Source organism: Planotetraspora sp. A-T 1434 (genome assembly GCF_025420585.1).
GTDB lineage: Bacteria > Actinomycetota > Actinomycetes > Streptosporangiales > Streptosporangiaceae > JAOEGB01.
Genome location: NZ_JAOEGB010000001.1, coordinates 84,808 through 110,184 on the forward strand (window position 1 = coordinate 84,808; position 25,377 = coordinate 110,184).

24 protein-coding genes are annotated in these 25,377 nt (G+C 69.6%); 16 read left to right on the plus strand and 8 right to left on the minus strand.

What is annotated here, in order from left to right:
- The first annotated feature begins 320 nt into the window (after positions 1-320).
- Both N5079_RS00455 and N5079_RS00460 read left to right on the plus strand, forming a co-directional pair.
- The gene (locus N5079_RS00455) at positions 321-734 is read left to right on the plus strand and encodes a hypothetical protein (protein ID WP_261581214.1); all 414 of its coding nucleotides are present in this window, start codon (positions 321-323) and stop codon (positions 732-734) included.
- A 196-nt stretch (positions 735-930) separates the two neighbouring features.
- Complete coding sequence (locus N5079_RS00460; RefSeq protein ID WP_261581215.1) at positions 931-2,139, plus strand: acyltransferase family protein; 1,209 nt, start codon at positions 931-933, stop codon at positions 2,137-2,139.
- Here N5079_RS00460 and N5079_RS00465 read toward each other — a convergent pair.
- Complete coding sequence (locus tag N5079_RS00465) at positions 2,090-2,818, minus strand: polysaccharide deacetylase family protein (RefSeq protein ID WP_261581216.1); 729 nt, start codon at positions 2,816-2,818, stop codon at positions 2,090-2,092. The genes N5079_RS00460 and N5079_RS00465 overlap by 50 nt on opposite strands.
- Before the next feature lie 207 nt (positions 2,819-3,025).
- On the opposite strand from N5079_RS00465, the gene N5079_RS00470 reads away from it, so the two are divergent.
- Together N5079_RS00470 and N5079_RS00475 are read left to right on the plus strand one after the other, a co-directional pair.
- Positions 3,026-3,232, plus strand: a complete 207-nt coding sequence (locus N5079_RS00470; protein WP_261581217.1) for a hypothetical protein — start codon at positions 3,026-3,028, stop codon at positions 3,230-3,232.
- A 32-nt stretch (positions 3,233-3,264) separates the two neighbouring features.
- On the plus strand, positions 3,265-4,845 hold the full coding sequence (locus tag N5079_RS00475) for a glycosyltransferase family 39 protein (RefSeq protein WP_261581218.1): 1,581 nt from the start codon (positions 3,265-3,267) through the stop codon (positions 4,843-4,845).
- Positions 4,846-4,990: 145 nt separating this feature from the next.
- Here N5079_RS00475 and N5079_RS00480 read toward each other — a convergent pair whose 3' ends face one another.
- Positions 4,991-6,589 (minus strand): stealth family protein, encoded by a 1,599-nt coding sequence (locus N5079_RS00480; protein WP_261581219.1) that lies wholly within the window; start codon positions 6,587-6,589, stop codon positions 4,991-4,993.
- A gap of 155 nt (positions 6,590-6,744) precedes the next feature.
- Here N5079_RS00480 and N5079_RS00485 point away from each other — a divergent pair, with 155 nt between their 5' ends.
- Together N5079_RS00485 and N5079_RS00490 are read left to right on the plus strand one after the other, a co-directional pair.
- Complete coding sequence (locus N5079_RS00485; protein ID WP_261581220.1) at positions 6,745-7,614, plus strand: CDP-alcohol phosphatidyltransferase family protein; 870 nt, start codon at positions 6,745-6,747, stop codon at positions 7,612-7,614.
- 118 nt (positions 7,615-7,732) lie between these two features.
- Positions 7,733-8,773, plus strand: coding sequence for a sulfotransferase family protein (locus N5079_RS00490; protein WP_261581221.1), 1,041 nt, complete (start codon positions 7,733-7,735; stop codon positions 8,771-8,773).
- A gap of 320 nt (positions 8,774-9,093) precedes the next feature.
- On the opposite strand, the gene N5079_RS00495 is transcribed toward N5079_RS00490, so the two are convergent.
- On the minus strand, positions 9,094-9,321 hold the full coding sequence (locus N5079_RS00495; protein WP_261581222.1) for a hypothetical protein: 228 nt from the start codon (positions 9,319-9,321) through the stop codon (positions 9,094-9,096).
- Positions 9,311-11,041 (minus strand): PspC domain-containing protein, encoded by a 1,731-nt coding sequence (locus tag N5079_RS00500; RefSeq protein ID WP_261581223.1) that lies wholly within the window; start codon positions 11,039-11,041, stop codon positions 9,311-9,313. Before N5079_RS00500 ends, N5079_RS00495 begins: the two co-directional genes overlap by 11 nt.
- Before the next feature lie 326 nt (positions 11,042-11,367).
- Between N5079_RS00500 and N5079_RS00505 the strand changes: the two genes are divergently transcribed.
- The 8 genes from N5079_RS00505 (at position 11,368) to N5079_RS00540 (ending at position 19,294) form a co-directional block, all read left to right on the plus strand.
- Positions 11,368-12,018, plus strand: coding sequence for a hypothetical protein (locus N5079_RS00505; RefSeq protein WP_261581224.1), 651 nt, complete (start codon positions 11,368-11,370; stop codon positions 12,016-12,018).
- 54 nt (positions 12,019-12,072) lie between these two features.
- Positions 12,073-12,744, plus strand: coding sequence for a response regulator transcription factor (locus N5079_RS00510; protein ID WP_261581226.1), 672 nt, complete (start codon positions 12,073-12,075; stop codon positions 12,742-12,744).
- Positions 12,745-12,758: 14 nt separating this feature from the next.
- Complete coding sequence (locus N5079_RS00515) at positions 12,759-14,090, plus strand: sensor histidine kinase (protein ID WP_261581227.1); 1,332 nt, start codon at positions 12,759-12,761, stop codon at positions 14,088-14,090.
- A 219-nt stretch (positions 14,091-14,309) separates the two neighbouring features.
- Positions 14,310-15,506 carry an ATP-binding protein gene (locus N5079_RS00520; RefSeq protein ID WP_261581229.1) on the plus strand — a complete coding sequence of 399 codons (1,197 nt, stop codon included), beginning with the start codon at positions 14,310-14,312 and terminating at the stop codon, positions 15,504-15,506.
- A gap of 45 nt (positions 15,507-15,551) precedes the next feature.
- Complete coding sequence (locus N5079_RS00525; RefSeq protein ID WP_261581230.1) at positions 15,552-16,190, plus strand: response regulator; 639 nt, start codon at positions 15,552-15,554, stop codon at positions 16,188-16,190.
- 100 nt (positions 16,191-16,290) lie between these two features.
- Positions 16,291-17,757, plus strand: a complete 1,467-nt coding sequence (locus tag N5079_RS00530) for a glutamate-cysteine ligase family protein (protein ID WP_261581231.1) — start codon at positions 16,291-16,293, stop codon at positions 17,755-17,757.
- The gene (locus tag N5079_RS00535; RefSeq protein ID WP_261581232.1) at positions 17,758-18,489 is read left to right on the plus strand and encodes a neutral zinc metallopeptidase; all 732 of its coding nucleotides are present in this window, start codon (positions 17,758-17,760) and stop codon (positions 18,487-18,489) included.
- 67 nt (positions 18,490-18,556) lie between these two features.
- Positions 18,557-19,294, plus strand: coding sequence for a CPBP family intramembrane glutamic endopeptidase (locus N5079_RS00540; protein ID WP_261581233.1), 738 nt, complete (start codon positions 18,557-18,559; stop codon positions 19,292-19,294).
- 280 nt (positions 19,295-19,574) lie between these two features.
- Here the strand turns inward: N5079_RS00540 and N5079_RS00545 are convergent, their stop codons facing one another.
- Positions 19,575-20,312, minus strand: coding sequence for an ABC transporter permease (locus N5079_RS00545; RefSeq protein ID WP_261581234.1), 738 nt, complete (start codon positions 20,310-20,312; stop codon positions 19,575-19,577).
- A gap of 63 nt (positions 20,313-20,375) precedes the next feature.
- The gene (locus N5079_RS00550; RefSeq protein ID WP_261581235.1) at positions 20,376-21,095 is read right to left on the minus strand and encodes a PIG-L deacetylase family protein; all 720 of its coding nucleotides are present in this window, start codon (positions 21,093-21,095) and stop codon (positions 20,376-20,378) included.
- Positions 21,096-21,160: 65 nt separating this feature from the next.
- On the opposite strand from N5079_RS00550, the gene pcrA reads away from it, so the two are divergent.
- Entirely contained in the window at positions 21,161-23,431 is a 2,271-nt protein-coding gene (gene pcrA, locus N5079_RS00555; protein WP_261581236.1) for a DNA helicase PcrA, read from the plus strand.
- Between the two features lie 162 nt (positions 23,432-23,593).
- Here the strand turns inward: pcrA and N5079_RS00560 are convergent, their stop codons facing one another.
- Positions 23,594-24,475: a hypothetical protein gene (locus tag N5079_RS00560; RefSeq protein WP_261581237.1), complete on the minus strand. Its 882-nt coding sequence runs from the start codon at positions 24,473-24,475 to the stop codon at positions 23,594-23,596.
- A gap of 210 nt (positions 24,476-24,685) precedes the next feature.
- Between N5079_RS00560 and N5079_RS00565 the strand changes: the two genes are divergently transcribed.
- A complete protein-coding gene (locus N5079_RS00565) occupies positions 24,686-25,081 on the plus strand; it encodes a cobalamin B12-binding domain-containing protein (RefSeq protein WP_261581238.1) in 396 nt (131 codons plus the stop codon).
- 7 nt (positions 25,082-25,088) lie between these two features.
- Here the strand turns inward: N5079_RS00565 and N5079_RS00570 are convergent, their stop codons facing one another.
- On the minus strand, positions 25,089-25,334 hold the full coding sequence (locus N5079_RS00570) for a hypothetical protein (RefSeq protein WP_315967767.1): 246 nt from the start codon (positions 25,332-25,334) through the stop codon (positions 25,089-25,091).
- Between the last annotated feature and the right edge of the window lie 43 nt (positions 25,335-25,377).

Here is a 25,377-nt window from a genome sequence, read left to right on the forward strand (position 1 = left end):
CCGTCCTCTGCCGGGGAGACGCGACCACCAACCCCAGTTCACGGCCGGTACGCAAGGGTCTTAAGTCACGCTTGCGACGGAATCCGGCCGGATTTGCAGGGTAGCGCCGTGGTGCTGTCGCCGCCAGTGCGCTCCCGCTCCCCGGAGCCGGAAGGGCCACCCGAGATCAGTCACACGACTGCGCGTGATCGTCAGGCTACGGACTTGAACTTGCCTCAGGTGCCGCCATCAGGGAAGACTCTGGGTCCGGCGTACCGCCGTGCACATCCTTTGCGCGCCGTCGTGATCAGACCCGGCGCGCTCATTTCAGAAAGCTCCCCATGAACCTCGCACAGATCGTCACCAATACCCTCAAGATCTTCCGTCAGAATGTTCCCGAGTACGTCGGCTCGGGAGTCGTCGATATCTCGACCGGAATGCTCCTCGCGGTCGACACCGTCGACAATCACCCCCGCGAGATCCTCGACACCGTCGCGGCGGCCACCGCCGACCTGTTCCAGGGCCGGACGATCGTGCAGATCGAGGAGATGTGGGCGCATAGCCGTGGGATGGGCGACAGCCGGCGTTACTTCAACGAGATCCTCGTCAACAGCGAGAACCTCGTGCACCTCTTCATGCGAAGCAAGACCAACCCCGACATCGTGGCGGTCGTGATCTGTACACGTGCGGTGAACGTCGGCATGCTCTTCGCGCAGGCGCGTCAGGGAATGCGTGAACTGGAGACCGCCCGCTGACCTGTCTCGGGCGCGCGACTCTCGCCGCATCGGCCTCACCGAGGTCCAGGGCGGGCGACGGCGGAGGAGACCCGCAGGACCGAGGGGTCCGGCGGGTCTCCGCTTGTCCTGGTCGTGTTCCGGCAGAGACACCCCTTTGGTCGGCAAACATCCCAATTCAGGTGAGATCTTCGTAAAGCCCGGTATGTTAACGCGGGTGATTGCCACTCAGCCGGTCATCGGATCGTCAAGCACGAAGGTCGCGCGGCTGGCGTGGCTCGACGCGCTACGGGGGATCGGGGCGATGGCCGTGGTGGCCGAGCACATGCTGCCCTGGTTGATGCCCGCGCTCCGGCCCTTCTGGTTCAACCTCGGCATGTATGGCGTGCTGGTGTTCTTCCTGGTCAGTGGCTATATCATTCCGACCTCGCTGGAGCGCAGGGGAGACGTCAGGGCGTTCTGGATCAGCCGTTTGTTCCGGCTCTATCCCCTCTATCTGGTCGTCATCGGTCTCGTCCTGGTCATGGCGATCTGGGTGCCGGTGCGCCAGGAGGTCCCGCGCCATGTGTCCTCCGTGGCCGCGCACCTCACGATGCTGCTCGACGTCGTGCACCACGGCGGCCTGGCCGATCCCATGTGGACCCTGTCGTACGAGATGGTCTTCTACCTGCTGGTGACCGCCCTGTTCGTCGGCGGGGTGCACAAGCGGAGCGGGACGCTGGCCATCGTCTTCGGCATCGTGGCCGTCTGCGCGGGGCTGGTGCTGTCCGCGCCGCTGCTGCCGGGCAAATGGCCGGCCATCGCGGCGTGCGCGGTGTTCGTCGCGGGCGTGGCGTGCCTGATCACCGGCCGGTTCCGTACGGCTGCCGCCTACGCGCTGGGCCTGATGGCTATCGTCCTGCTGGTCTTCGCGAGCTTCGTGCCCTGGTTCGGAGCGGCGATCCTCGCGGTCATGTTCACGGGAACGGCCATCCAGCGGTGGGAGAGCGGCGCGAGCGGGCTGACGCCGGTCGTCGTGTCGGCGGCCCTCGTGGCCGCCGCTCCGGTGTGGTCGATCCAGGCGGGCTGGTGGTGGGTGCAGCCTGACGTGTGGATCACCACGATCGCCCTGGCCGCCGCGACCTTCGCGCTCGGGATGGCGCTGCGCGGCCGTCCCCTGCCGGGAGTGCTGACCTGGCTGGGCCTGATCAGCTACTCGATCTATCTGCTCCACCATCCGCTGCTCAGGTTCCTGAACGCCATGGCGGGCGATCTCCGGCGGTTGCCGACCGCTGCTCAGGCGTCCATCACCCTGGGCTATCTGACCTTGCTGCTCGGCCTGAGCTGGCTGACGTACCGGTTCGTGGAGTCCCCGACGCAGCGTCTCGGGAGGCGGATCAGCCGTCGCTCAGCAGCGGCTCCTCCGGGTATATCTGCCCAGGGATGAGCTTCTGGCCTTCGAGCAGCTTGGAGACCGTCACGAAGTGGTAGCCCTGCTTGGTCAGCTCCTTGAGCACGGTCGGGAGTGACTGGACCGTCTGCTTGACCGTCTCGTGCATCAGCACGACCTCGTCCCGGCCGGCGATGTCGAGAGCCCTGGTGGTGAGGAACTCGACGTCGCGGTAGTCCGGGATGAAGTCCTGGGTGGCGACCGTTCCGGGGACCTGGATCAGCCCGAACTTGGCCGTCGCGGTCTCCACGTCCTCGTCGGTCAGCCCGCCGGGCGCCCGGAAGAGGACCGGCGTCTTACCGGTGGCCTTCTTGATGATCCGCTGAGTGTCCCTGATCTCGTGGTAGATGTCCTCGTAGCTCAGCTCGGTGAGGTACTTGTGGTCCCAGGTGTGGTTGCCGATCTCGTGGCCCGCCTTGGCGATGTTCGCGGTGATCTTGGGGTGCTTCTTCACCCGATTGCCGATCACGAAGAAGGTCGCCTTGGCCTTGTACTTCTTGAGGATCTTCAGCAGGGTCTCCGCGTAGTCGGCGGGCCCGTCGTCGAAGGTCAGCGCGATGCACTTGTGGGTCACGCAGTATGGCTTCTTCGGCGCCGACCGGGCATGAGCCGGTGCGGCGACCGCCATCGTCAGCGCGCACGCGACGGCGAGGGAAATGAGACGACGCAAAGCCATGGTGCAGCTCCTTGGGGGATTATTCAGGCCGCATCGTAACGTGCTCTGACACACCACCCGCTTGGAGCGCCAACTAAAGGCGCCGGGTCTCGTGGTCTGATCGCCTATTTGGGCGAGGGGGCGGGCCAGGTCAAGGAACGGCCAAGCGTTGGTAAGGCGATCGAGGTTAGGCGATGCCCGCCGCCCGCCGGAAGGCATCCTGGCCACGTGACGGTGCCTCCCGAACTGCTCGCCGAGCACACTTCCGGGCTCAAGAACCGCTACGACAGGCACGTACGCCACCGCTTCGGCGTGCTGCGGGTCGAGGGCCATGCCTACATCACGCGCCTGGAGAGCGCAGGTCGTCGGCACGGGCGGTGGACGGCGACGGTCGGGCGGACGGAGCAGGGGCTGCCGCTGCGGATGCTCGCATGACGGAGCTCATGACAAGGCTCATGACAAGGCTCATGACAAGGCTCACCGCTCCGCCTGCCGTACGGAATCGTGCGGTACGGCTCGGCGTACCGGGGCGCCCTTGGCGGCGCATGGGGTCCGGCCCGCCCGGGCCGAGTGTCACCGTTGTCGTGCCGGGCGTCCTCGCGCTCGCCGCCGGGCTGTGGAACCTGAGCGGCCCGCCCCTCTGGCGGGACGAGGCCGCCACGATCAGTGCCGCCACCCGGACGCTGCCCCAGCTGCTGCACCTGCTCCACACGGTCGACCTCGTTCACGGCGTCTACTACGTGCTGATGCACGTGTTCGTCGCGGTGTTCGGGACCGGTGACGTGGCGTTGCGGCTGCCGTCCGTCCTGGCCGGGGTGGCGTCGGCCGCCGGAGTGGGCGTCCTCGGGCGCGCGCTCGGCAACCCCAGAGCCGGTCTGTACGGCGGGGCATTGCTGGCGGTGATGCCGGTCTTCTCCCGCTACGTGCAGGAGGCCCGGCCATACCCGTTGGCGATGGCCATGACAGTCGGCGTGTCGCTGCTGCTCCTGCGGGCCCTGCGAGAGCCGTCCCGGATGGCCTTCGCGGTGTACGGCATGGCCCTGGCCGGGCTGGCCTACGTCAACCTGTTCGCCTTCCTGGTCGCCGGCGCCCACGGGATCTACGTCGTGTGGTCGCGGGGGCCGGTCCTGAAGTGGTTGGGAGCCGTCGCGATGGCGCTGGCCGCCGTGGCGCCCTTCGCGGCGCTCACGTCCGCGCAGAGCGCCCAGGTCTCCTGGATTCGCTCGCCCGGCGCCGGTGACGTGGGCATGCTCGTGGTCCAGCTCTTCGGCGACCTCGGCGCGACGAGCCCGGCCTGGCTGGGGGTGGCCCCACTCGCGGGGGGCCTCGCGCTGCTCGCCATCAGCCGGCATGCGCCGCGAGGCGGGCGGGACCGGCGGGACCGGCGAGAATCGCAGGAAGGGCGAGAATCGCGGGAATGGCGGGGCGGGCGCGGGGAAAGGCTCGTCGGGCTGGCGCTGCCGTTGGCCATCGTGCCGCCACTGGCGCTGCTCACGGTCTCGTGGGTGGACCATCCGATCTACGTCTTCCGTTACGTCTTCTGCTGCGTGCCCGCCGCGGCTCTGCTCGCGGGTGCCGGGCTGGCCGCGCTTCCCCGCCGAGCGGCCCTCGCTCTCCTGGTGGCGGGGCTCGGACTGTCGATTCCCGGCCATCTCCTCACCCGGGGGCCGGACGGGCGGCAGGACGATCCCGGTCCGGTCGCGGCGGTGCTCGCCGCCGGCGCGAAGCGCGGCGATGCCGTGCTGTTCGTTCCGGACAAGGCCAGGAAGTACGAGCTGGTCTACCCCGAGATCTTCGGACGCCTCGATGACGTCGCTCTCAAGCGGTCACCCCAGCGCGACGGCAGTTTCGGCGGACGCGACGTGGGTCCCCTCGTGCTGGCCACCCGGCTTGCCGGGGTTCGCACGCTCTGGGTGGTCGGCCACACCGGCAAGGTGGCGACTGCGAGCAAGCGGCTGAACCTCGTCCGCGGCTCGTTCGTCCCCACGGGCCGATGGACCTCCCGTGGCATGTTCGTGGCCCGCTACGAAGCCCCCGTCGCCCGCTGAGAGACCTCATCCGCTGATGGGCCGCCGACAAGCCGATCGCCGCTGACAAGCCGATCGCCGCCGATAAGCCGATCGCCGCCGATAAGCCGATCGCGGGCCGCCTCCCATGGGCGGCCCGCGAAGTCAGACGAGGTCGAACGGGGAATCAGACGAGCTCGAACGGCGTCGGCGTCGGGTAGTAGGCCTCGAGGAAACGCGCCAGCAGCGCGTCCTGCTCGGCGGTGGTCGGGGCGGTGTCGTTGAGGCAGAAGGCGTCGTGCCTGCGGCGGGTGAGCATACGGCGGAGCTTGGCCGGCGTCTTGCGCAGCGACAGGTCGACGTAGGTGTAGTCCACCGTACCCGGCACGGCCCGGCCGCTCAGATAGCCGTAGTAGTGCGCCAGCGACGACACGACCGAGATGTCCGAGGACTTCCGGAAAGTGCTGCGCGAGGTCGCCTCGAACTCGGCCGAGAACCGCTCCTCCAGCTCGTACATCAGCGAGCGGCGCAGCGCGTACGGCACGTGCTTGAGCTTCTGCGTCAGCGTCCGGCCGGAGAGGTTCTCCAGCATGCGCCGGTTGTTCATGCCGGCCGCGTGGACCGGCGACTCCTCCGACTCGGGCGCGCCGAACGGCACGTGCACCACACTCGGGAAGAACCGGGTGATCCCGTTCCCCTCGAAGAACGTCCGCGGCGACAGCGGGCGGCCCAGGAAGAAGTCGTCGTTCAGGTAGAGGAAGTGCTCCGCCAGGCCGTCGATGTGGTGGAGCTGCGTCTCGATGGCGTGCGAGTTGAAGACCGGCAGCACCGACGGATCGCTGAAGATCTCCTTGTGGTGGACCACGGTCACCATCGGGTGCGTCGTGTCCAGCCATGACGGCGTCTGACCGTCGGTCACGATCCAGACCCTGTTGACCCAGGGGGCGTACATCAGCAGCGAGCGCAGCGAGTAGCGCAGCTCGTCCCTGCTGGTGAACCGCGCCTCGGTCGTGGCCAGCTCGCTGAGCCCGCCGTTCGGGCCCTCGCCGGCTCCTCCGGAAAGCGCGCCGGAGAGGGCGAGGTCACGGCGGGCGCGCCAGGCGGGGTCGCCGCCGTCGACCCAGGTGTAGACCGCGTCGATCGGGAAGTCGATGTCGTCGACCAGCCGCCGGGTGAACTCCGGCCGTGTCGGGTATGTCCGCACACTCCGCGCGGCCGACACGAGCGTGTTGAAGAGCTGTTCGCCACCCTCGACCGTCTCGTCTCGAACCGGGACGACCTCGCACGCGAGGTTGGGCCGCGGCGCGACCAGGACGTCCTCCTCCCGCGACCAGAACTCCAGGTCACAGCCGTGCTCGGGACCGAGCGTCAGCGTCCGCGACGGGCTGGCGAACAGCAGCGCCACCCGCACGATCCTGGCGTCCTCCAGGAGCCCCGCCGCGCGTCGCAGCGGGCGCATCCGGCCCACGTCCGACGGCCGGGTCTTCGCGCCCTGCTTGCCGTACGGCTGCCGCGCCGCGAAAAGCGGGTGCCCGCCGGCGGCGAGCGCGGTGAGCGCCCGGAGGCGGTCGCCCTCCGCGACGGCCACGACCGGCGGACGGCCCGGCATCGGGCGGACACAGAAGTACGGCACCGCGGCGCCGGAGAGCAACGAGCACACGAGGTCGAGCGTCTCGCGCTGCGCCTGCAGCGGGCTCGCGCCCTCGCGGATCAGAGCGGCCCGCGGCGTCGGCTCCCAAGACGGCAGCCGCCCCTGCAGCCGCCGGTACAGCGTAATAACCGGCATTGATCTCCCCCCGGATACGGACTGTAACGGATCGCAACCCCGATTGGCGGACGGTTTACCCAGGTGGGGGACATAGTCAAGAACTGGCAACGAGATGCCCAGCCTGTTCCCGAACTGCACGTGAACGCCTACCCGCTGTAGTCATTCTTACCTGCATGGGGGGCTACACGCTGGATGACATCCTCGCGACTCGCAAGCCGCGGGACTCGTGGTGGACCGTTTTCATGGTCGACCCGCTCGCCTGCCGGCTCGCGCTGCTCGTCGCCAACCACTCGTCGCTCACGCCCAACGGTCTGACCCGGCTGTCGATGCTGGTCGGCCTCGGGGCGGCGGTCTCCTTCGCGGAGGGCGCCCTGATCCTCGGCGCGGCGCTGTTCTACCTCAGCTTCACCGTCGACTGCATGGACGGGAAGATCGCCCGGCTCAAGGGCACCGGCACACCGTTCGGCCTCTGGCTCGACTACGTCGGCGACCGGATCCGGGTGGTGTGCTGCGCGTTCGGGATCGGCTTCGGGGAGTACGTCCAGGACGGCGACATCGAGTTCCTGCTCGCCGCCATGGGCGTCGTCCTGCTCGACCTGTTCCGCTACATCAACGGGCCGCAGCTCAAGCGCGTCAAGGAGGCGACCCGGGTGCTCGCCCACGCTCGGATGAAGGCCGACTGCGTGTTCGTGGAGGACGTCCTGCGCGCGCGGCCGCGCACCGACGTGGGGGAGCTGGCCGTGGGGGACGGCCGGACGCTCGTGGACCTGCAGAAGGAGTTCCACGCGCGGTTTCCCTGGTACGACCGGTTCCGCGTCTTCCTTGTAGGGCGCCGCATCCGGACGCACGTGGTCAGCGGAATCGAGTTCCACGCCGCGGTGTTCGTGGTCGGCCCGCTGCTCGGATCGCGGGCGTGGGTGCCGGTGTCGGCCGGCGCGGGGGCGCTGCTGCTGGCGTTCGAGATGAGCCTCGTCTACCGCGTCTGGCTGGCGGCCCGCCAGGTCCCGCGGGACACACCGGAGAGGAACAGGATTCTTGTCTGATCGGCCTGCCACCGCGCCCGCCGGGGGCCCACGCCCGGTGCGCGAGCGGTCGGCCGCCCACGCGGGGGCGGCCGACGCCCGCCACGCGTCGTCATCTCATCACGGGGGGATTGATTTCATGCAGTCGGACAGGCCGGTCTTCGTCATCGGCTGCCCGCGTTCGGGCACCACCATGCTGCAGCTCATGCTGCACTCGCACCCGCGCATCGCCGTACCGCCGGAGACCCGGTTCCTGGTCCCGGCCTACTTCTCGCGCAGGATGTACGGCGACATGCGCCTGGCGGAGAACCGCCGCACGCTGGCCAACTGGATCGCCACCGGGCGGAACACCAAGTTCCGCGAGCTGGGCCTCGACGAGGCCGAGTTCGTCCAGTCGGCGATGCTCGGCCCGGGCAGCTTCGGCTCGGTCGTCGGGATGGTCTTCAAGAGCTACGCCGAGCGGTTCGGCAAGCCGCGCTGGGGTGACAAGCGGCCCAGCTACTACCGGCACGTCGAGATGATCATGCGGATGTTCCCCGACGCCCAGTTCATCAACCTGGTCAGGGACGGGCGCGACTGCGTCGCCTCCCTGAAGGAGATGCCCTGGTACAAGCCGGACAGCGTGCACGCCATGGCCAACTGGGCCGAGGCGATCGACTTCGGCGAGCGCAACGCCCGCAAGCTGCCGGCGGACACCTTCTACCAGCTCCGCTACGAGGACCTGACGGCGGATCCGGAGACCGAGCTCAAGAAGCTGTGCGCCTTCATCGGCGAGGACTTCGACCCCGCCATGTGCGAGCCCCGGCACATCGCCGAGGTGGCGGTGCCCAAGCACAAGGTCTGGCACAACAACACGCACGGGGAGGTGACCACCGCCCACGCGGGCAGATGGTCCACCAGGCTGGAGCCCTGGGAGATCGCCCTCTGCGAGGAGGTGCTGGGCGACCGCCTCATCGCCAACGGCTACGAGCTGAGCGGAGCGCCCAGGGCCGAGCGTCAGCATGTGATCGCCTTCAAGGCGGCGGCCGGCAAGCGCCGTACCGCGCGGCTGCGGAAGTACAACCGGGACCGGTTCACCAGGCTGCGTGAGCCCGGCCCGCTGGCGGCTCTGCTGACCGAGGGCCAGCGCAGGCTCGCCGGCCTCCCCCAGCAGCGCAACCGCGAGTTGGTCATCCGCTGACCCCGACAAGCCGGGTGTGACCATGCACACGTTCCTTGGTGCTGCCGATGAGGTGCGATCCCACTCATCGTGATCATGCGCAGATTCCCGGGGACGCTGTCCGAAGTGGCCTTCCTCGCTTCGTGATCATGTAGCTGCCAGATCATGAACGACGTAGGTCCAGGTAGCGCCGCCATCGCGGGAATGCGTGCATGGTCTCGAAGGGTGTGTGGCCTGCTTACCGTGCCACCGTGGGAGTCTGTGCATGATCACGAGGGGAGTGTGCCGTGGTCCCGGCGTCATCGAGGAACCTCTGCATGATCACGCGCAAGGGGAGGGGGCTATCGTCGGAGGGCCTTGGCGATGATGGCCACGAAGGCCGCGAAGCCGAGGCCCCCGACCAGCACGGGGGCCATGATCACTGCGTCGGGAGGCGGGCCGGTCAAGTAGCGGACCCCGATGCCGACGAACAGCAGACCGCACAGCAGGGCCATCCAGTTGGTCCGGTGCGCCTGGCGAGGCCGCTCGGGACGGCGGTCGGGACCGTTGGACAGTTGATCAGGCCGCACGGCGCACCTCCACGTCCCCGATCCCGGCCTTCACGTGCAACTCGATCGTCGGCACGTCACCCGAGCCCATGACCTCCGGCTCCAGGGTGCGCTCGAAAGTGACGTCCGCGCCGTCCTCCACCTTGTGGTCGATTTTGACCTCGCCCAGCTTCGTGTAGCCGTGCACCTCGACGCGGGCGGTCGACGGCACGATGACCGTGATCTGCCCGACCGACACCGACGCGTTGAACCTGACCCGGCTCCCCGGCGCGAGGGCGTAGTCGCTCAGGTCGAGTCTGCCCTCGCCCATCCCGAGGACGTAGTCCGTGCTCGCCTGGGCGCTGCTCACCGGCCGCCAGACGAAGCTGCCGATCTTCTTCGGAATTCCGTTCACCGACGACCCCGCGACAAGGACGAGCGACACGATGGTGCCGGCGGCGACGAGTGCCGCGCCCCGGCCGAACCATGTCGCGACCAGCAGTCCCGCGCCGATCGTGACAAGAACCGCTCCGCCGATCACCGGCAGGCTGACCGCACCGGCGCCCGACCGCTGAACCGTAACCATGACCCCTCCAACGATCAGCGCCAGGCAGATGGTGAGTCCGCCGATGAACGACCTGGGCCGCTTCGCCTTCCTCGGCCGCGGCGGCCGGGGCGGCGCCGGAGGCGGCGACGGCTGGTACGACTCTTGGTGCCGGTACGGCTCACGCGCGGTGTACGGGCCGTGCGGTGCGAAGGGCTCGCCGGAGGAGTAGCCGTAGGTGCTGTCGCGGGCCTCTCTCGCGAGGTCCGACAGCCTCCGGTAGCCCGCGGCGGCCGGCGGCCCGGCGGGCATCGCGGTGGTGCCGGCTGTGGTCCTCCCCGTTGCGCCCGACGCGCCCTGGTCCGCCGACGCGCCCATGTCCGACGCCGCGCCCAGGGGACCAGAGGCCCTCTCCGCGCCCGCGGCATCTGAACCCGCCATGGCCGCCAAATCCCCCGCCACGGCCGCACTCTCCGCGCCCGCCGGACCTGCTGCGCCCGCCGGACCTGCTGCGCCCGCCGGACCCGCAGCGTCATCTGTGCTGACGGGAACCGACGGCATTTCCCGCGTGCCTGCCGTACTCGCCGGATGGGACGGTGCGGCGGGGCCCTGCTCGGCGGGCACGCCGTACGGCGTCCGCGGGTCGGTCCTGGCGAACGGCGGGTCGGTCGTGGTGAACGGCGCCGGCGGGGGAGGCGAGGTGAAGGCCGTAGTGGCGGGGGTGCGCGTCATGCCACGCCGCCCGGTCGCCCGCTCGGGGACCGACTTGGCCATCATCAGCAGGTCGACACCCCGTGCGTGCGCCGCCAGAAGCACGATGGCCAGCAGGGTGCCGACGACGATCGTGCCCCTGCTGATCCCGCCCGACGCGACGTTGATGATCAGACCGAACGCGAAGACCGCCGCCATGAGGGCGAGCACGGTCTCGGCGTCGAACATCCGGCGGGTCCACTGCTCCAGATATCCGGGGCCCCCGCCGGGCTGCCGCATGAGGAGGAAGGCCGCGACGTACAGCATGATCCCGATGCCGGACGCGAGGACCAGGACGGCGAAGCCCACCCGGAACAGGACCGGGTCCATGCCCGTGTACCTGCCGAGACCAGCGCACACTCCGGTGAGCATGCGGCCGGAGCGGCTGCGGCTCAGCACGCGCTCGGGCTCCCCTCCAGGGGCGGCTCCGGCGGCGTCGTCTGCGGTGGTGGGTGGTGCCTCGGTCATGGTCCCATCCTGGCGGTCCGCGCCGCTCACCCACTATCGGGGGAACCCCTGACTCACCCCCGAACCGTCGGGGTCGGCATCAGGGCACTGTCGCGGCCTGGCCGGAGAGCCCTCGGGGAGGTACACAGGAAGAAGAGCGGCGGTCCTGGGGTGATGCGCGTCGGGGCGCGTGGCGATGGCTTCCCCGGTGTGTGCTTGCGTGCACGTCGCCGTTCTAAGGAACCTCTAAAGTTGGCCGAAACCACACTTGAGGCCGCGATGTTTGTGTTGTCGCCACGGCGCCGGTTCTCGTCCGGCGCGCTCAGTGGACGAAAGGCATCACGATGATGAAACGCACACGGCTGGTGGTGGCCACGGCAACGCTCGCCGCGCTGGCCGCGATCGGTACGACGTCGGCGGCGGCGTCCGGTTCGGCCCCGACACCGGGCGCCGGGAAGTGCGGTTCCGCGACGGTCGATCCGGACGGGAAACCCACGGGGGCCGCGGATGCCGGCTTCGCCGCGGTCGCGGCGAAGCTGGGGGTGACGACCGACCGGCTCGATGCCGCGCTGGTCGCGGCCAAGACGTCGCCGGCCACCTCGACCGGCGATACACCGGACGCCTTCGTCGCGGCGGTCGCGGCCAACCTGGGGCTGCCGGTCTCGCAGGTCCAGGACGCTCTGGGACCGCTGGTCGCCAAGCCCGCGCCGGGTGACGACCACGGCAAGCAGGACAGCAAGGACAGGAAGGGCGTGGACGGCCCGCAAGACTCGCCGTTCACCACGGACGCCGCGGCGGCGTCTGTGGCCGCGGCGCTCGGCGTCGGTCAAGCTGAGGCGAAGGCCGCTCTGACCGCTGTGGTGGCGTTGGGATCGGCTTCCGGCGGAGTCGATCCGACGTCCAAGGCCTTCGGCGACATCGCCGCCTCGCTCGGGGTCAGCTCCGACCGGCTCACCAGCGCGTTGGCGGATCTGAAGCGGTCGCTGGCCAACGGCTGACAGCCGCCGCGTCTCACAGCACAGCTTCAGGAGCGACGATGAGGATGGGCGACCATGCGGATACTTGTGGTGGACGACGACCCGGCTGTGCGGCGGTCCCTGGAGCATGCGTTGCGCCGGGACGGCTACGACGTGTCATCCGCCGCTGATGGGGCGTCCGCCCTCGCCGAGCACGGCGTGTTCCGCCCGGACGCGGTGGTGCTCGACGTCCTCCTGCCCGAACCGAACGGGCTGGAGGTGTGCCGGACGCTGCGTTCGGGCGGCCTCAACACGCCGATCCTGATGCTCACGGCCCGGGACCTGGTCACCGACCGGGTCGCCGGGCTCGACGCGGGGGCCGACGACTACCTGGTCAAGCCCTTCGCCTTGGACGAGTTGCGGGCCCGGCTCAGAGCCCTGCTCCGGCGCAGCGGCGCCAGGGCCGAAGTGCTCCGCTTCACCGACGTCGACCTGGACTTGAGCGGCTGCAGGGCGGAGCGTGCCGGTCGGCGCCTGGAGCTGACCAAGACGGAGTTGTCGCTGCTGGAACTGTTCCTGCGCAATCCCGGCCGGGTACTGAGCCGGACCCAGATCTTCGAGTCCGTCTGGGGCTACGACTTCGGCTCGGAGTCGAACGCGCTGTGGGTCTACATCAGCTACCTGCGGAGCAAGCTCGAGGCGGACGGCGGCAGTAGATTGATCCAGACGGTTCGTGGCCTGGGTTATGTCCTGCGCGAGGAGCCATGAACCTGCGCACCCGGTTGGCCATCGCCGGCGGTTCCGTGGTCGCGGGCGCGTTGGTGCTCGTGTCGGTGGTCCTGTATCCGGCTGTGGAGGCCAACCTCCGCGGCCAGATCGACAGCTCACTGGTCGCGGCGGTCGAACAGGCACCGGCCGTGGCCATGGCCATCAAGGCCAAGTACAGCATGTCGAACACGCAGCCGGACTTCCCGGCTGTTCCGCTCGGGATCGGGAACACCAAGCTCCAGATCGTGCCGGACCCGGTCCAGATCGGGCCGTCGACGGAGTTCGTCGACCTCACCGCCCGCGACGTCGCCGTCGCGAACGGCACCGCCAGCGCCTACTTCCGTGACGCGGTGTACAACGGCGTCGGCTACCGCGTCTACACCGCCCAACTTTCCGGATCACGTGGGGCGCTCGTGCGCACGGCCATCCCGGAATCCGATCCCGTACCCACGCTACGTCAACTCGCCTGGCTGCTCGCCGGCTCGACGGTGGCCGCCGGACTCCTGGCGGCACTGGCCTCACGCCTGGCAGCACGCCGCGTCCTACGCCCGGTAGGCCGGCTCACCGAGACCGTCGAACTGATCCGCACGACGGGCGATCTGGCCATCCCGATCCCCGCCGACAGCCGGGATGAGATCGGCCGGCTCGGCTCGGCGTTCGCCGCGATGACCGCTGCCCTGGACGAATCGGTCGGCGCCCAGCGTCGCCTGGTGGCTGACGCCTCGCACGAACTCCGGACACCGCTGACGAGCCTGACCGTGAACCTCGAGCTGCTGGCGGAAAACCTGGCCGACGCGCAGGCCCCACTCCTCGCCGCCGAAGCGCTCGGCCAGGCCGGCGAACTCAAAACGCTGGTCAACGACCTGGTCGACCTGGCTCGCTACGGCCAGCCCGCGTTCCACACCGAAGACGTCCGCCTCGACCTCGTCGCCGAGCGCGTCGCAGCCCGCGCGGCGCGTCGGGCACCAAAGATCGGTTTCGAGCTGACCTGCGCGCCCACCCTCGTCCACGGAGACCCCGACGCGCTGGAACGCGCCGTCGCGAACCTTGTCGACAACGCCGTGAAATGGAGCCCGTCCGGCGGCCGGATCCGGATCAGCGTCAAGGCGGGCACCCTCGAGGTCGCAGACGACGGCCCGGGGATCCCCGACACCGACCTCGAATTCGTCTTCGACCGCTTCTACCGCTCACCCGCGGCCCGCGCGCACCCTGGCTCCGGACTGGGCCTGGCCATCGTCCGGCAGGTCGCCGAGGCTCATGGCGGGACGGCAGAAGCCGTACCGTGTCAAAGCGGCGCGACACTGCGCCTGGTACTGCCGGTGTGTATCGAACACGCGGAGCCTTAGGCGGCGCTCCGGCATCATCCGGCCGGTTACCGGCGACGGCCGCGGCGCCGATGGTGGTCCGTTCACGGCGAGACGTGGCGAGCTGACGGATAAGGCCTGGCAACGGCAGGTCATCATTTGAGACGCGTGGACCCTGAGACCGCGTGCGACGGCTCGGGGGAGGACCAGGGCGGGCCCTGATGCGGCGGGGGGCTGTGACGTGTGACGATGCTTCACGATATGTCTGAGACCCGTAACCTCCCCGAGGAGTACCCGAGGCTTGTCAGGCCCGTCGCGGGCCGGGTGGTCGCGGGTGTCGCCCAGGGCGCCGCCGCCCAGTTGCGGCTCGACCCGGTCGTGCTGCGGCTGGCCTTCGTGCTGCTCACCGTCGTCGACGGCCTGGGCTTCGTCGCCTATGCCGCCCTCTGGATGTTCACGCCCAAGGAACAGGTCCCCAAGGAACAGGTCAAGGGGCCCCAGCCCGGCCGCGACTGGGGCCAGCTCGCGGCGTACGGCGTGCTGTGGCTGGCGCTTGCCGCCTTCGCCTGGATGACGGGGGCGTCCAGCGGGGGATTCGGCACTTGGCCGATCGCCGTGGGTGGCATCGGCGCCCTGATCCTGTGGCAGCAGGCCGACCCCGGCCGGCGGCAGCGCTGGATGACCGGCGCGGTGAAGCAGGTCAGCACGACCTGGGTCCGTACGGGCATCGGGGCGCTGCTGGTGGTCGTCGGCGCGATCGGCTTCCTCGCCGCCAGCGGCGAGCTGGCGAAGGCGCGGACCGGCCTGGTCTTCACCGCCGTCGTCGTCGGCGGGATGCTGATGATCGCCGCGCCTTGGCTGGCCTCCCTCGTGAAGGAGCTCCAGCGCGAGCGGACCGAGCGCATCAGGCAGGAGGAGCGGGCCGAGGTGGCCGCCCACGTCCACGACTCGGTGCTGCACACCCTGACCCTCATCCAGCGCAACGCGGCCGACCCTCGCGAGGTGACCCGGCTCGCCCGGTCCCAGGAGCGCGAGCTGCGCAACTGGCTCTACCAGCCCAAGCAGGACGCCGACGCCACGCTCGCGGCAGCCGTACGGAGGGTCGCCGCCGAGGAGGAGGACGCTCACGGCGTGCCGATCGAGGTGGTCTGCGTGGGCGACTGCGAGCTGACCGAGGGACTCGTGGCCTTGCTCCACGCCGCCCGGCAGGCGATGGTGAACGCGGCCAAATACTCTGAATCTCCCGTGATTTCCGTCTACGCCGAGGTGGAGAGCGACGAGGTGACGGTGTTCGTCCGGGACCGGGGCAAGGGGTTCGTGCTCGACGACGTGCCGGAGGACCGGATGGGCATCCGCCAGTCGATCATCGGCAGGATGGAGCGCCATGGGGGAAGCGCCAGGGTCAGGACCGAGCCAGGCGACGGAACCGAGGTCATGCTGACCATGAAGAGGTCGTGAAGAGCCGTGAACGAGGTCGTGAGAAGCCGTGAAGAGGAACGCCGAATGAAGACCGTACGTGTGCTGATCGTCGACGACCACCGGCTGTTCCGATCGGGTGTGCGCGCCGAGCTGGGGCCGTCGATCGAGGTGATCGGCGAGGCCGAGGACGTGGACACGGCCGTCCGGGCGATCTCCGAGCTGGAGCCCGACGTCGTGCTGCTGGACGTTCACATGCCGGGCGGCGGCGGCCAGGAGGTGCTCAAGCGGGTCCTCGGGGCGGGCTCGCAGGTCCGGTTCCTCGCGCTGTCGGTGTCCGACGCGGCGGAAGACGTCATCGGCGTGATCAGAGGCGGAGCGAGGGGATACGTCACCAAGACCATCAACGGCACCGAGCTGACCGACGCCATCGTCCGGGTCTCGGAGGGCGACGCGGTCTTCTCGCCCCGGCTGGCCGGGTTCGTCCTGGACGCCTTCGCCTCCACGGAGGCGCCGCCGATCGACCCGGAGCTCGACTCGCTGACCCAGCGCGAGCGCGAGGTGCTGCGCCTGATCGCCCGCGGCTACGCCTACAAGGAGATCGCGAAGGAGCTGTTCATCTCCGTCAAGACGGTCGAGACGCACGTGTCGAGCGTGCTCCGCAAACTCCAGCTGTCCAACCGCCATGAGCTCTCCCGCTGGGCCACCGCCCGCCGCCTGGTGTAGGCCGGGTCCTCAGCTCCGCCGGCGGAACATCGCATGAGCGGCATATCTCAGGAAACAAAGCTATAAGCGATCGGGGACGAGGCGCCGCTCGGAGGTTCCCATGGGACGTGACGTACCAGCCATCGCGTTCACCCGGGAGGACCGCCGCCGCTACCGCGACAAGGTGCGCCGGTCGCTCGACGTGCTCGCCCAGATGTTGCGGGAGTCGCGGTTCGACGTCGAACGGCCGCTGGCGGGCCTGGAGATCGAGCTGAACCTGGTCGACTCCCGTGGCGAGCCGGCCATGAAGAACGCCGAGGTCCTGGCGGCCATCGCGGAGCCGGACTGGGCGACCGAGCTGGGCCAGTTCAACGTCGAGATCAACGTCGCCCCGCAGGAGCTCTCGGGAGACGGCGCCCGCCGTCTGGAGGATTCCGTACGGCGGCGCCTCAACCGAGCGCAGGAGCGGGCCGGGCCGGTGGGCGGCCACCTGATGCTCGTCGGCATCCTTCCGACGCTCCGCGAGTCCGACGTCAGTGAGGCGACCCTGTCGGCCAACCCGCGGTACAAACTGCTCAACGAGCAGATCTTCGCCGCCCGTGGGGAGGACCTGCACATCGCGATCGACGGGGTGGACCGGCTCGACACGTACGCCGACAGCATCACCCCGGAGGCGGCCTGCACGAGCGTGCAACTCCACCTGCAGGTGAGCCCGTCCGCGTTCGCCGATCACTGGAACGCCGCGCAGGCCATCGCCGGGCCACAGGTCGCGGTGGCCGCCAACTCGCCGTTCCTGTTCGGGAAGGAGCTGTGGCGGGAGACCCGGATCAGCCTGTTCGAGCAGGCCACGGACACCCGGCCCGAGGAGCTTAAGGCGCAGGGCGTGCGGCCGAGGGTCTGGTTCGGCGAGCGGTGGGTCACCTCGGTCTTCGACCTGTTCGAGGAGAACGTCCGCTACTTTCCCGCGTTGCTGCCCATCTGCGAGGACGAGGATCCGCGGAAGGTCCTCGACGGGGGCGGCACGCCGGAGCTTCACGAGCTGACCCTGCACAACGGCACGGTCTACCGCTGGAACCGGCCCGTCTACGCGGTGGTGGACGGCGTGCCGCATCTGCGGGTGGAGAACCGGGTGCTCCCGGCCGGGCCCACGGTCGCGGACATCGCGGCGAACGCGGCGTTCTACTACGGCCTGATGCGGGTGCTGCCGACGGCGGAGAGGCCGGTGTGGACCCGCATGTCCTTCGCCGCCGCCGAGGACAACCTGCGCGGGGCGGCCCGCCACGGCCTCGACGCGCGCCTCTACTGGCCGGGTCTCGGCGAGGTCCCCGCCGCCGAGCTCGTCCTGCGGCGGCTGCTTCCCCTGGCCTACGAGGGTCTTGACCTGTGGGGAGTGAATCCGGCCCAGCGCGACCGGCTGCTCGGCATCATCGAACGGCGCTGCGTCACCGGCCGAACGGGGGCGACCTGGCAGGTGGAGACCGTACGGGCTCTCGGCGGCGGATACGACGCCCTACGGGAGATGACCCTGCGGTACATCGAGCACATGCACACGAACGAACCGGTCCACACCTGGTCATATCCGGATTAATTGTGTGCATCGGCCCAAGGATCGGGCAGCATTGCGGGCGTGGCGCCTCGACTGATCGCTTCCCTCACGCTGGTCCTTGCCGTCGTGCTCGTGCTGACCGCCGCCTGCGGGCGGATCGCGCAGCGGCACTCGGCGGGCTCACCGCCCGGCACGGCGTCCGCGGCCCCGTGCAACGAGGCGGGGGAGGACTTCGCGAGCGACGTGAGGCTCGCCCGGTGCCTGACCGAATGGTTCTGGACGAAGCGGTTCGCCGCCAGCGGGAGGACCTATCAGCCGATCAAGGCATTCATCCCCTACCACGGCACGGGCGGCCCCGATTGCGGAGGCCAGCCGGCAGTGCCGGAAAACGCGTTCTACTGCCCGGCCGGGCACTTCATCGCGTTCGACGTGGACTGGCTGGAGTCGCTCTACAACGACATGGGCGACGGGGCGGTCTACGTGATCATTCCGCACGAGTTCGGGCATGCCGTACAGGCGCAGCTCATGAACGACTTCACCTACAACGTGGAGCGGGAGTTGCAGGCGGACTGCTACGCCGGAGGCACGCTCAGCGGGCTGCTCCAGGAAGGTCAGATCCGGGCCGACGAGGGCGACGACTCGGAGCTGCTCACCAGTCTCGCCGCCGCCGGAGACCCCACCGACGCCTGGTGGGCGCCGGACGCTCACGGCTCACCGGAGCAGCGGCAGGGATTCTTCGCCAAGGGCTTCCAACGGGGCGTCGGAGCCTGCTGACTCACCGCCCACCCCTGAGCGGCCCACAATGACGGTGTGACACGGAGGAGGGCATGACGTGGGCCGGGTGAATCCTCTGGTGCCGGCACTGGGCGTGCTCGTCGCCGCCAACGTGATGAACAACCGGATCGCCCCGCGGTGGGCCCCCGTGACGTCGGCCGTCGCCACCGGAGCCCTGGCCGCGATCGCCCGCCGGGGCGGGCTCACGTGGCCCGAGCTGGGCTTCCGCACGCCCCGGCGCGGCGCCGCGATCGGCGGGACGCTCGCCGCCGGGGTGGCGGCCGGCTACGCCGCGGGAGTCGCCCTTCCGCGCACCCGGCCCCTTTTCCACGACGAGCGGGCTCTCGCGCTGTCGCGCCGCCGCCTGCTGGAGGAGGCGCTGGTCCAGGTGCCCGCCGGGACCGTGCTGCTCGAAGAGGTGGCCTTCCGCGGCGTGCTTCCCGCCCTCCTCGGGAGGTCGGTCCCGGCTCGTACGGCTGTCGCCGCGTCGGCCGCCCTCTTCGGGCTGTGGCACGTGCTGCCCGCCCTCGACATGGCCCGCGCCAACCCCGCACTCGGCCGCCTGACATCGGGCGAGACGGGGGATGGCGTGGAGACCGCTCGTCTTGTCGCGGGGACCGTGGTGTCGACAGGCATCGCGGGTCTGCTCTTCCACGAGCTTCGCCGTCGTGGCGGTCTCCTTGCCCCGTCCGTGCTGCATGTCGCCACGAACTCGCTCGGTTACCTCGCCGCCCGCGCCGCCCGGCGGCTCAGCCCCCACCCCCCCGGCCGTGATCATGCAAGGGTTCCCGGCGGGGCCGTCTGAGGTGTGGAGATCCGATGCGTGATCATGCAAGGGTTCCTTCGGGCCGTCTTAGGTGCGGAGATCCGGTACGTGATCATGCACGGCTTCCTACGGGCACCGCTTGAGGTGCGGAGGTCCGATGCGTGATCATGCACGGGAGGCCTCCGTGCCAGATCGCGGACCGAGCATCCGCAGGTCAGACGTTAATCGGGGAATCTGTGCATGATCATCAACATGGGGGTGGCAGCTCGTTGGGGCTGCTGGGGAATCCCTGCATGATCACGCACGTGACCTCCGATGGTTAGGGGCGGAACAGGCCGCGGGCGGCGAGCTCGATGGTGACCAGCACGGCCACGGCCTCGGCGGCGATCAGCGCGATGAGCACGACGAGCTGCACCGCGCCAGCGTGAACGGGGTCGGCCCCGCCGAGCAGCATGCCGACGAACGCGCCGGGAAGGGTCACCAGGCCCACCGTCCTGGCCTGGTCGAGCGCGGGCACCAGCGCCTGGGCGGCGGCGGGCCGGCAGATCTCCAGCGCGGCCTCCCGGCCGGACAGCCCGATGGACAGGGCCGCCTCGACCTCGCCCCGCCGTACGGTCAGCTCGTCGAGCGCGCGGCGGCCCGCCAGCGAGGTGGCGGTCAGGCAGCCGCCGAGCACGATCCCGGTGATGGGGATGACCACGATGCCCTTCATGGGCAGCGTGCCGGTCACCGCCATCAGGCCCACGACGGGGACCGTGCCCGCGCCGACGGGCAGCGCGGCCCACCAGGCGGCCCGGCTCCGGACGATCCTCCGCCCGGCGGTGGCGGCCGCCACGCCGTACATGACCAGCAGGAACAGAAGTACGGCGGGCAGCCGGGCGACCGCCCAGACGATGATGAGCGAGACGGCGGCGAGTTGCGCGGCGGCCCGGACGGACGCCGTGACGATGGCCCTCGTATGCCCCAGGCGGCCGAGGACGCTGACGCCCGCACCGGCCAGGACCAGCAGGACCAGGACCAGGACGAGCCGAGGGGTCACCGGGAGCAGTGTGTTCACGCCATGATCCTGCCCGTGCTCTCCGCCCTTGGCCCCCGCGGATGGAGCACCATATGGCCCGGGTCAGGCGCTGACCACGACCTGGAAGGCCTCGGCGAACGTGCCTTCGGGGAGGCCCGCGGTCGCGGCGTTGGCGGCGAGCCAGCCTCTGATCATGCCGTCGAGGTCCTCCACGTGGGCGGTCTGGCTCTCATGGGCGCGCAGCGCGGCGATCTTGCGGTCGACGGTCGCCGTGACGTCGACGTAGTGGTCGGGCGTCATGGTGCCCATCAGCCAGACCTCGCGGACCGTCCAGGCGTCGAGTCCCTCGTCAGCCAGCAACTCGGGGAACGCGTAGGGGTTGCGGGCGTCGGGGTAGACGGCGTCGAGGGTGGCTCCGCCGACGGCCCGGTGGTCCGGGTGGCTCGGACCCAGACGGGCGTAGTTGCGCTCGGGCGTGGAGGTGATCACGAGATCGGGCCTGACCTGCCGGATCACCCGCGTGATGTCGCGCCGGAGGCCGAGGGTCTGCTCGACCACACCGTCCTGGTGGCCGAGGAAGCGGAGGTCGCTGACGCCGACGCACTTGGCGGCGGCCGTCTGCTCGGCGCGGCGCCGCGCGGCCATGCCGCCGTTGTCGAGATCCCGGTCGAAGCCGCCCGCGTCGCCGTCGGTGACCAGGCAGTACACGACCTGCGCCCCCGCGTCGGAGAGCTTGGCGATCGTCCCGGCTCCGCCGAAGTCGATGTCGTCGGGGTGCGCGGTCACTACCAGCACCGTTGTGATCTCAGCGTCATCCAGCATGGGCTGGCCTCCTCCTGGTCCGGCAACTCACCTTAAAGGGGGCTTCTCTGGAGGGCGGGCACCGGATGTCGGTGGACGGTCATACCCTTAGTCACGTGTCCACCCGAGCCGCCACCCACCCCTTGCTCGACGGCCTCAACCCGCAGCAGCGGGAGGCCGTCCTCCACCAGGGCAGTCCCCTGCTGATCGTCGCGGGAGCGGGCTCCGGCAAGACGCGGGTCCTGACCCACCGCATCGCCTACCTGCTGGCCGAGCGCGGTGTGCAGCCGGGGGAGATCCTCGCGATCACCTTCACCAACAAGGCCGCTCGCGAGATGAAGGACCGGGTCGACCGGCTCGTCGGGCCGAGGTCCAAGGCCATGTGGGTGATGACCTTCCACAGCGCGTGCGTGCGGATCCTGCGCCGGGAGGCCAAGCGGCTGGGCTTCCCCAGCAGCTTCTCGATCTACGACCAGGCCGACTCGCAGCGGCTCATGGCGCTGGTGTGCCGGGAGCTCGACCTGGATCCCAAGCGCTACCCGCCGCGGTCGTTCTCGGCCCAGGTCAGCAACTTCAAGAACGAGCTGATCGACTACGAGACGGCGGCGGAGCGGGCCCAGACCCATCTGGAGCGCACGCTCGCCGAGGCGTACCGGACCTACCAGCAGCGGCTCACCGAGGCCGGCGCGATGGACTTCGACGACCTCATCATGCTGACGGTCGCCCTGTTCCAGCTCTTCCCCGAGGTGGCCGAGCACTACCGGCGGCGGTTCCGGCACGTGATGGTCGACGAGTATCAGGACACCAACCACGCGCAGTACACGCTGGTCCGCGAGCTGGTCGGCCGGCCGGAGGTGCGGACCGCCGACGGCGACGTCGTGAGGGAGGGCGTCGAGCCCGCCGAGCTGGTCGTCGTGGGCGACGCCGACCAGTCGATCTACGCGTTCCGCGGGGCGACGATCCGCAACATCCTCGAGTTCGAGCGTGACTACCCCGACGCGCGGACGATCCTGCTGGAGCAGAACTACCGCTCCACGCAGACGATCCTGAACGCGGCGAACGCGGTGATCTCCCGCAACGAGAGCCGCAAGCCCAAGAACCTGTGGTCCGACCAGGGCGCCGGGGCGAAGATCGTCGGATACGTCGCGGACAACGAGCACGACGAGGCCATGTTCGTCGCGCAGGAGGTGGACCGGCTCAGCGACGACGAGGGGATCACCCCGGGCCAGGTGGCCGTCTTCTACCGGACCAACTCGGCCTCCCGTGTCTTCGAGGAGATCTTCATCCGCACCGGCCTGCCGTACAAGGTCGTGGGCGGGGTGCGGTTCTACGAGCGCAAGGAGGTCAAGGACCTGCTCGCCTACCTGCGGGTCCTGGCCAACCCGAGCGACACGGTGTCGCTGCGGCGCATCCTCAACGTGCCCAAGCGCGGCATCGGCGACCGGGCCGAGGCGATGATCGAGGCCTTCGCGACCAGAGAGCGGATCAGCTTCTGGGAGGCGCTCCAGCGGGCCGGCGAGGCCCCCGGCCTCGCCACCCGGTCGCTCAACGCGATCAGGGAGTTCACGGCGATGCTGGAGGATCTGCGGGCCAAGGAGCTGCCGCTGTCCGACCTCGCCGAGGAGGTGCTGAACGGCACGGGCTACCGCACCGAGCTGGAGACCTCCGGCGACCCCCAGGACGAGAGCCGCCTGGAGAACCTCAACGAGCTGATCTCGGTGGCCGCCGAGTTCGAGGAGGCCAACCCGGACGGCACGCTGGTCGACTTCCTGGAGCAGGTGTCGCTCGTCGCCGACGCCGACCAGATCCCCGAAGGGGAGGACCACGGCGGCGTCGTCACGCTGATGACGCTGCACACCGCCAAGGGCCTGGAGTTCCCCGTCGTGTTCCTCACCGCGATGGAGGACGGCGTCTTTCCCCACATGCGCTCGCTCGCCGACGCCAAGGAACTGGAGGAGGAGCGCCGCCTGGCCTACGTGGGAATCACGCGCGCCGAGCAGCGGCTCTACCTCTCCCGCGCGGCCGTGCGCACCTCCTGGGGCGCGCCGTCGTTCAACCCGGCCTCCCGGTTTCTCTCGGAGGTGCCTGGCGACCTCGTCGACTGGCGCAGTGACCCGGCCAAGAACGCCTGGTCCGCCGCCACGTCTCCCCGGTCCCGTACGGCTCCCGCCCCCAGGACGGGCGGCCGGGAGATCCCGAACCTGACACCGGGAGACAGGGTCACCCACGACACGTTCGGCCTCGGCACGGTGGTCGCCGTGGAAGGCATCGCGGAGAAGACCCGAGCGAAGATCGATTTCGGTAGCGAAGGCGAGAAGACACTTCTTCTGGCCTACGCCAAGGTCGAGAAGATCTGACTCCACCGCCCGCGAACCGGCTGACGCGGGACCCTTTGGCCGACATGGAAAGTGGAGGAGCCGGAAGCCCGGCGTGCGGCGAAGCGGCTGGCGCGGGACCTTTCGCCGACATGGAAACGGGAGGCCAGGTGCCGTGGCCTCCCGCTTCAGTGTTACCGGCGGTCAGTCGCCCAGGTTGATGTAGTCGGGCATCTCCGGCACGGTGCCGTCGATGTCGGAGACGTCGGCCACCTGGTCGGACGGCGGAGGCGTGATGTGGATCTTGGAACCCCACCCGGTGAACGTGAGGGTGCCGGCCACGTCGAGGGTGAAGCTGACCTTCTTGGTCTTGTACTTCAGGCTCGTCGAGGTCGACAGCCGGCGCACCAGGCTGTCGGAGCCGACCCAGAGCTTCCAGGAGACGACCGTCTTACGGCTTTCCGGCCCGAGAGCCTTGAGCTCGTTCTTGAGGGACGGCGTCGAAGCGGCGAGCTGCTGCAGGGTGATCGCGCCGCGGTAGAGCGTCGTCTTGGCCCCGCCGATCACACCGCCGTTGCCGTGGGCCTTGGCGGTGGCGAGCACGGCCTTGAGCGCCTGGGGGTTCAGCGGGTTGATGAAGTTGTTGCCCGCGACGGAGCCCGCCGCGTCGCCGCCGGGCATCCGGAGCCACGTCTTCCCGTCGGGAAGGGCGTCGGCGTACACGCCGCCGGAGACGTAGGTCTTCTTCTTCACGGTGATGGTCCGGGTCGGGTCGTCGAGGCCCTGAAGGTCGCCTTCGTCCCCGAGCGAGCCGCCGAAGTCGATCTTCGCCGTGACGTCGCTCGCGGAGACGCCGGCCCTGGCGAACTCGACGTCGCCCTTCTGGCGGAGCTTGACCGAGGAGAAGCCGCCGATGCTGATCTTCCCGACGGACGTGAAGTGAACGCCGTGCCCGGCGACGAACTGCTTCTTGAGCGCGGCGACCGGGTCGGCGGCGCCGGCCTGCGCGTGGGCGGGCGCCGCGACCGCGGGCGCGATTAGCGTGGCTGTAGCGGCGCATGCCAAAGCGGCGATTGTTCGCCTCATTGGGGGGTTCCTCCCGTAAATGCCCCTCGTTCTTCGAGAGGTGACCCGGAAATCTTGCCGAGCCGTAATCACGGAAAAGTCACGAAACTCAACGTTTGCTGTGAGTTTTTAGTTGATTAACGGAATTGGTCCGCATGGCAGGGCCGTACGGCGGCGCCGGTCGGGGCTGCGGTTACGCTTCGGGCAGCGGGCACCATCTGGGAGGACTTCATGGAAGCCAGGATCCGGGTCGTCATAGCGAAGCCGGGGCTCGACGGACATGACCGCGGAGTCAAGGTCGTGGCGCGGGCACTGCGTGACGCGGGCATGGAGGTCGTCTACACGGGGCTGCACCAGACGCCCGAGCAGATCGTCAAGACCGCCATCCAGGAGGACGCGGCGGCCATCGGCCTGTCCATCCTCTCCGGTGCCCACATGACGCTCTTCGCCCGGCTCATCGAGATCCTCCGCGAGGAGGACGCCGAGGACATCGTCGTGTTCGGCGGTGGCATCATCCCGGAGGCGGACATCCCGGAGCTCCAGAAGATGGGCGTCGCGCGGATCTTCACGCCCGGCGCCACGACGCAGGAGATCGTGGACTGGGTCCGTACGGCGGTGCCCGCCTGAGGCGGGGTCACGGTCGCGCCGCGAAGCGTGCGATGGGGTTCACGAGCGTCCCGGCGAACTGAAGGGCGGCCGACGGGCCGGCCAGGTCGACCATCTGCCGGTTGCCGCGCAATCGCAGCCGGTTGAGGCAGGACAGCGGGAACTCTCCGGCGAACATGTCGTACCGCTCGAACTTCCCGGCCGGCCACGGGACGGACGCCTGATAGCGGGACACGCTGAATGACACCACCCGCCCGCGCTGTCCCTTAGACACCGATTAGACACCGATGTGGGCGCGGCCATACCAGAAAGAGGGG

What these genes read in the sequence shown, in the direction of transcription:
- N5079_RS00455 (WP_261581214.1), top strand. Translation starts at nt 321, where the DNA reads ATGAACCTCGCACAGATCGTCACCAATACCCTCAAGATCTTCCGTCAG.
- N5079_RS00490 (WP_261581221.1), top strand. Translation starts at nt 7,733, where the DNA reads ATGCAGTCGGACAGGCCGGTCTTCGTCATCGGCTGCCCGCGTTCGGGC.
- N5079_RS00525 (WP_261581230.1), top strand. Translation starts at nt 15,552, where the DNA reads ATGAAGACCGTACGTGTGCTGATCGTCGACGACCACCGGCTGTTCCGA.
- N5079_RS00500 (WP_261581223.1), bottom strand. Translation starts at nt 11,041, where the DNA reads ATGACCGAGGCACCACCCACCACCGCAGACGACGCCGCCGGAGCCGCC.
- N5079_RS00465 (WP_261581216.1), bottom strand. Translation starts at nt 2,818, where the DNA reads ATGGCTTTGCGTCGTCTCATTTCCCTCGCCGTCGCGTGCGCGCTGACG.
- pcrA (WP_261581236.1), top strand. Translation starts at nt 21,161, where the DNA reads ATGTCGGTGGACGGTCATACCCTTAGTCACGTGTCCACCCGAGCCGCC.
- N5079_RS00485 (WP_261581220.1), top strand. Translation starts at nt 6,745, where the DNA reads ATGGGGGGCTACACGCTGGATGACATCCTCGCGACTCGCAAGCCGCGG.
- N5079_RS00520 (WP_261581229.1), top strand. Translation starts at nt 14,310, where the DNA reads ATGTCTGAGACCCGTAACCTCCCCGAGGAGTACCCGAGGCTTGTCAGG.
- N5079_RS00505 (WP_261581224.1), top strand. Translation starts at nt 11,368, where the DNA reads ATGAAACGCACACGGCTGGTGGTGGCCACGGCAACGCTCGCCGCGCTG.
- N5079_RS00510 (WP_261581226.1), top strand. Translation starts at nt 12,073, where the DNA reads ATGCGGATACTTGTGGTGGACGACGACCCGGCTGTGCGGCGGTCCCTG.
- N5079_RS00565 (WP_261581238.1), top strand. Translation starts at nt 24,686, where the DNA reads ATGGAAGCCAGGATCCGGGTCGTCATAGCGAAGCCGGGGCTCGACGGA.
- N5079_RS00530 (WP_261581231.1), top strand. Translation starts at nt 16,291, where the DNA reads ATGGGACGTGACGTACCAGCCATCGCGTTCACCCGGGAGGACCGCCGC.
- N5079_RS00480 (WP_261581219.1), bottom strand. Translation starts at nt 6,589, where the DNA reads ATGCCGGTTATTACGCTGTACCGGCGGCTGCAGGGGCGGCTGCCGTCT.
- N5079_RS00560 (WP_261581237.1), bottom strand. Translation starts at nt 24,475, where the DNA reads ATGAGGCGAACAATCGCCGCTTTGGCATGCGCCGCTACAGCCACGCTA.
- N5079_RS00475 (WP_261581218.1), top strand. Translation starts at nt 3,265, where the DNA reads ATGACAAGGCTCACCGCTCCGCCTGCCGTACGGAATCGTGCGGTACGG.
- N5079_RS00550 (WP_261581235.1), bottom strand. Translation starts at nt 21,095, where the DNA reads ATGCTGGATGACGCTGAGATCACAACGGTGCTGGTAGTGACCGCGCAC.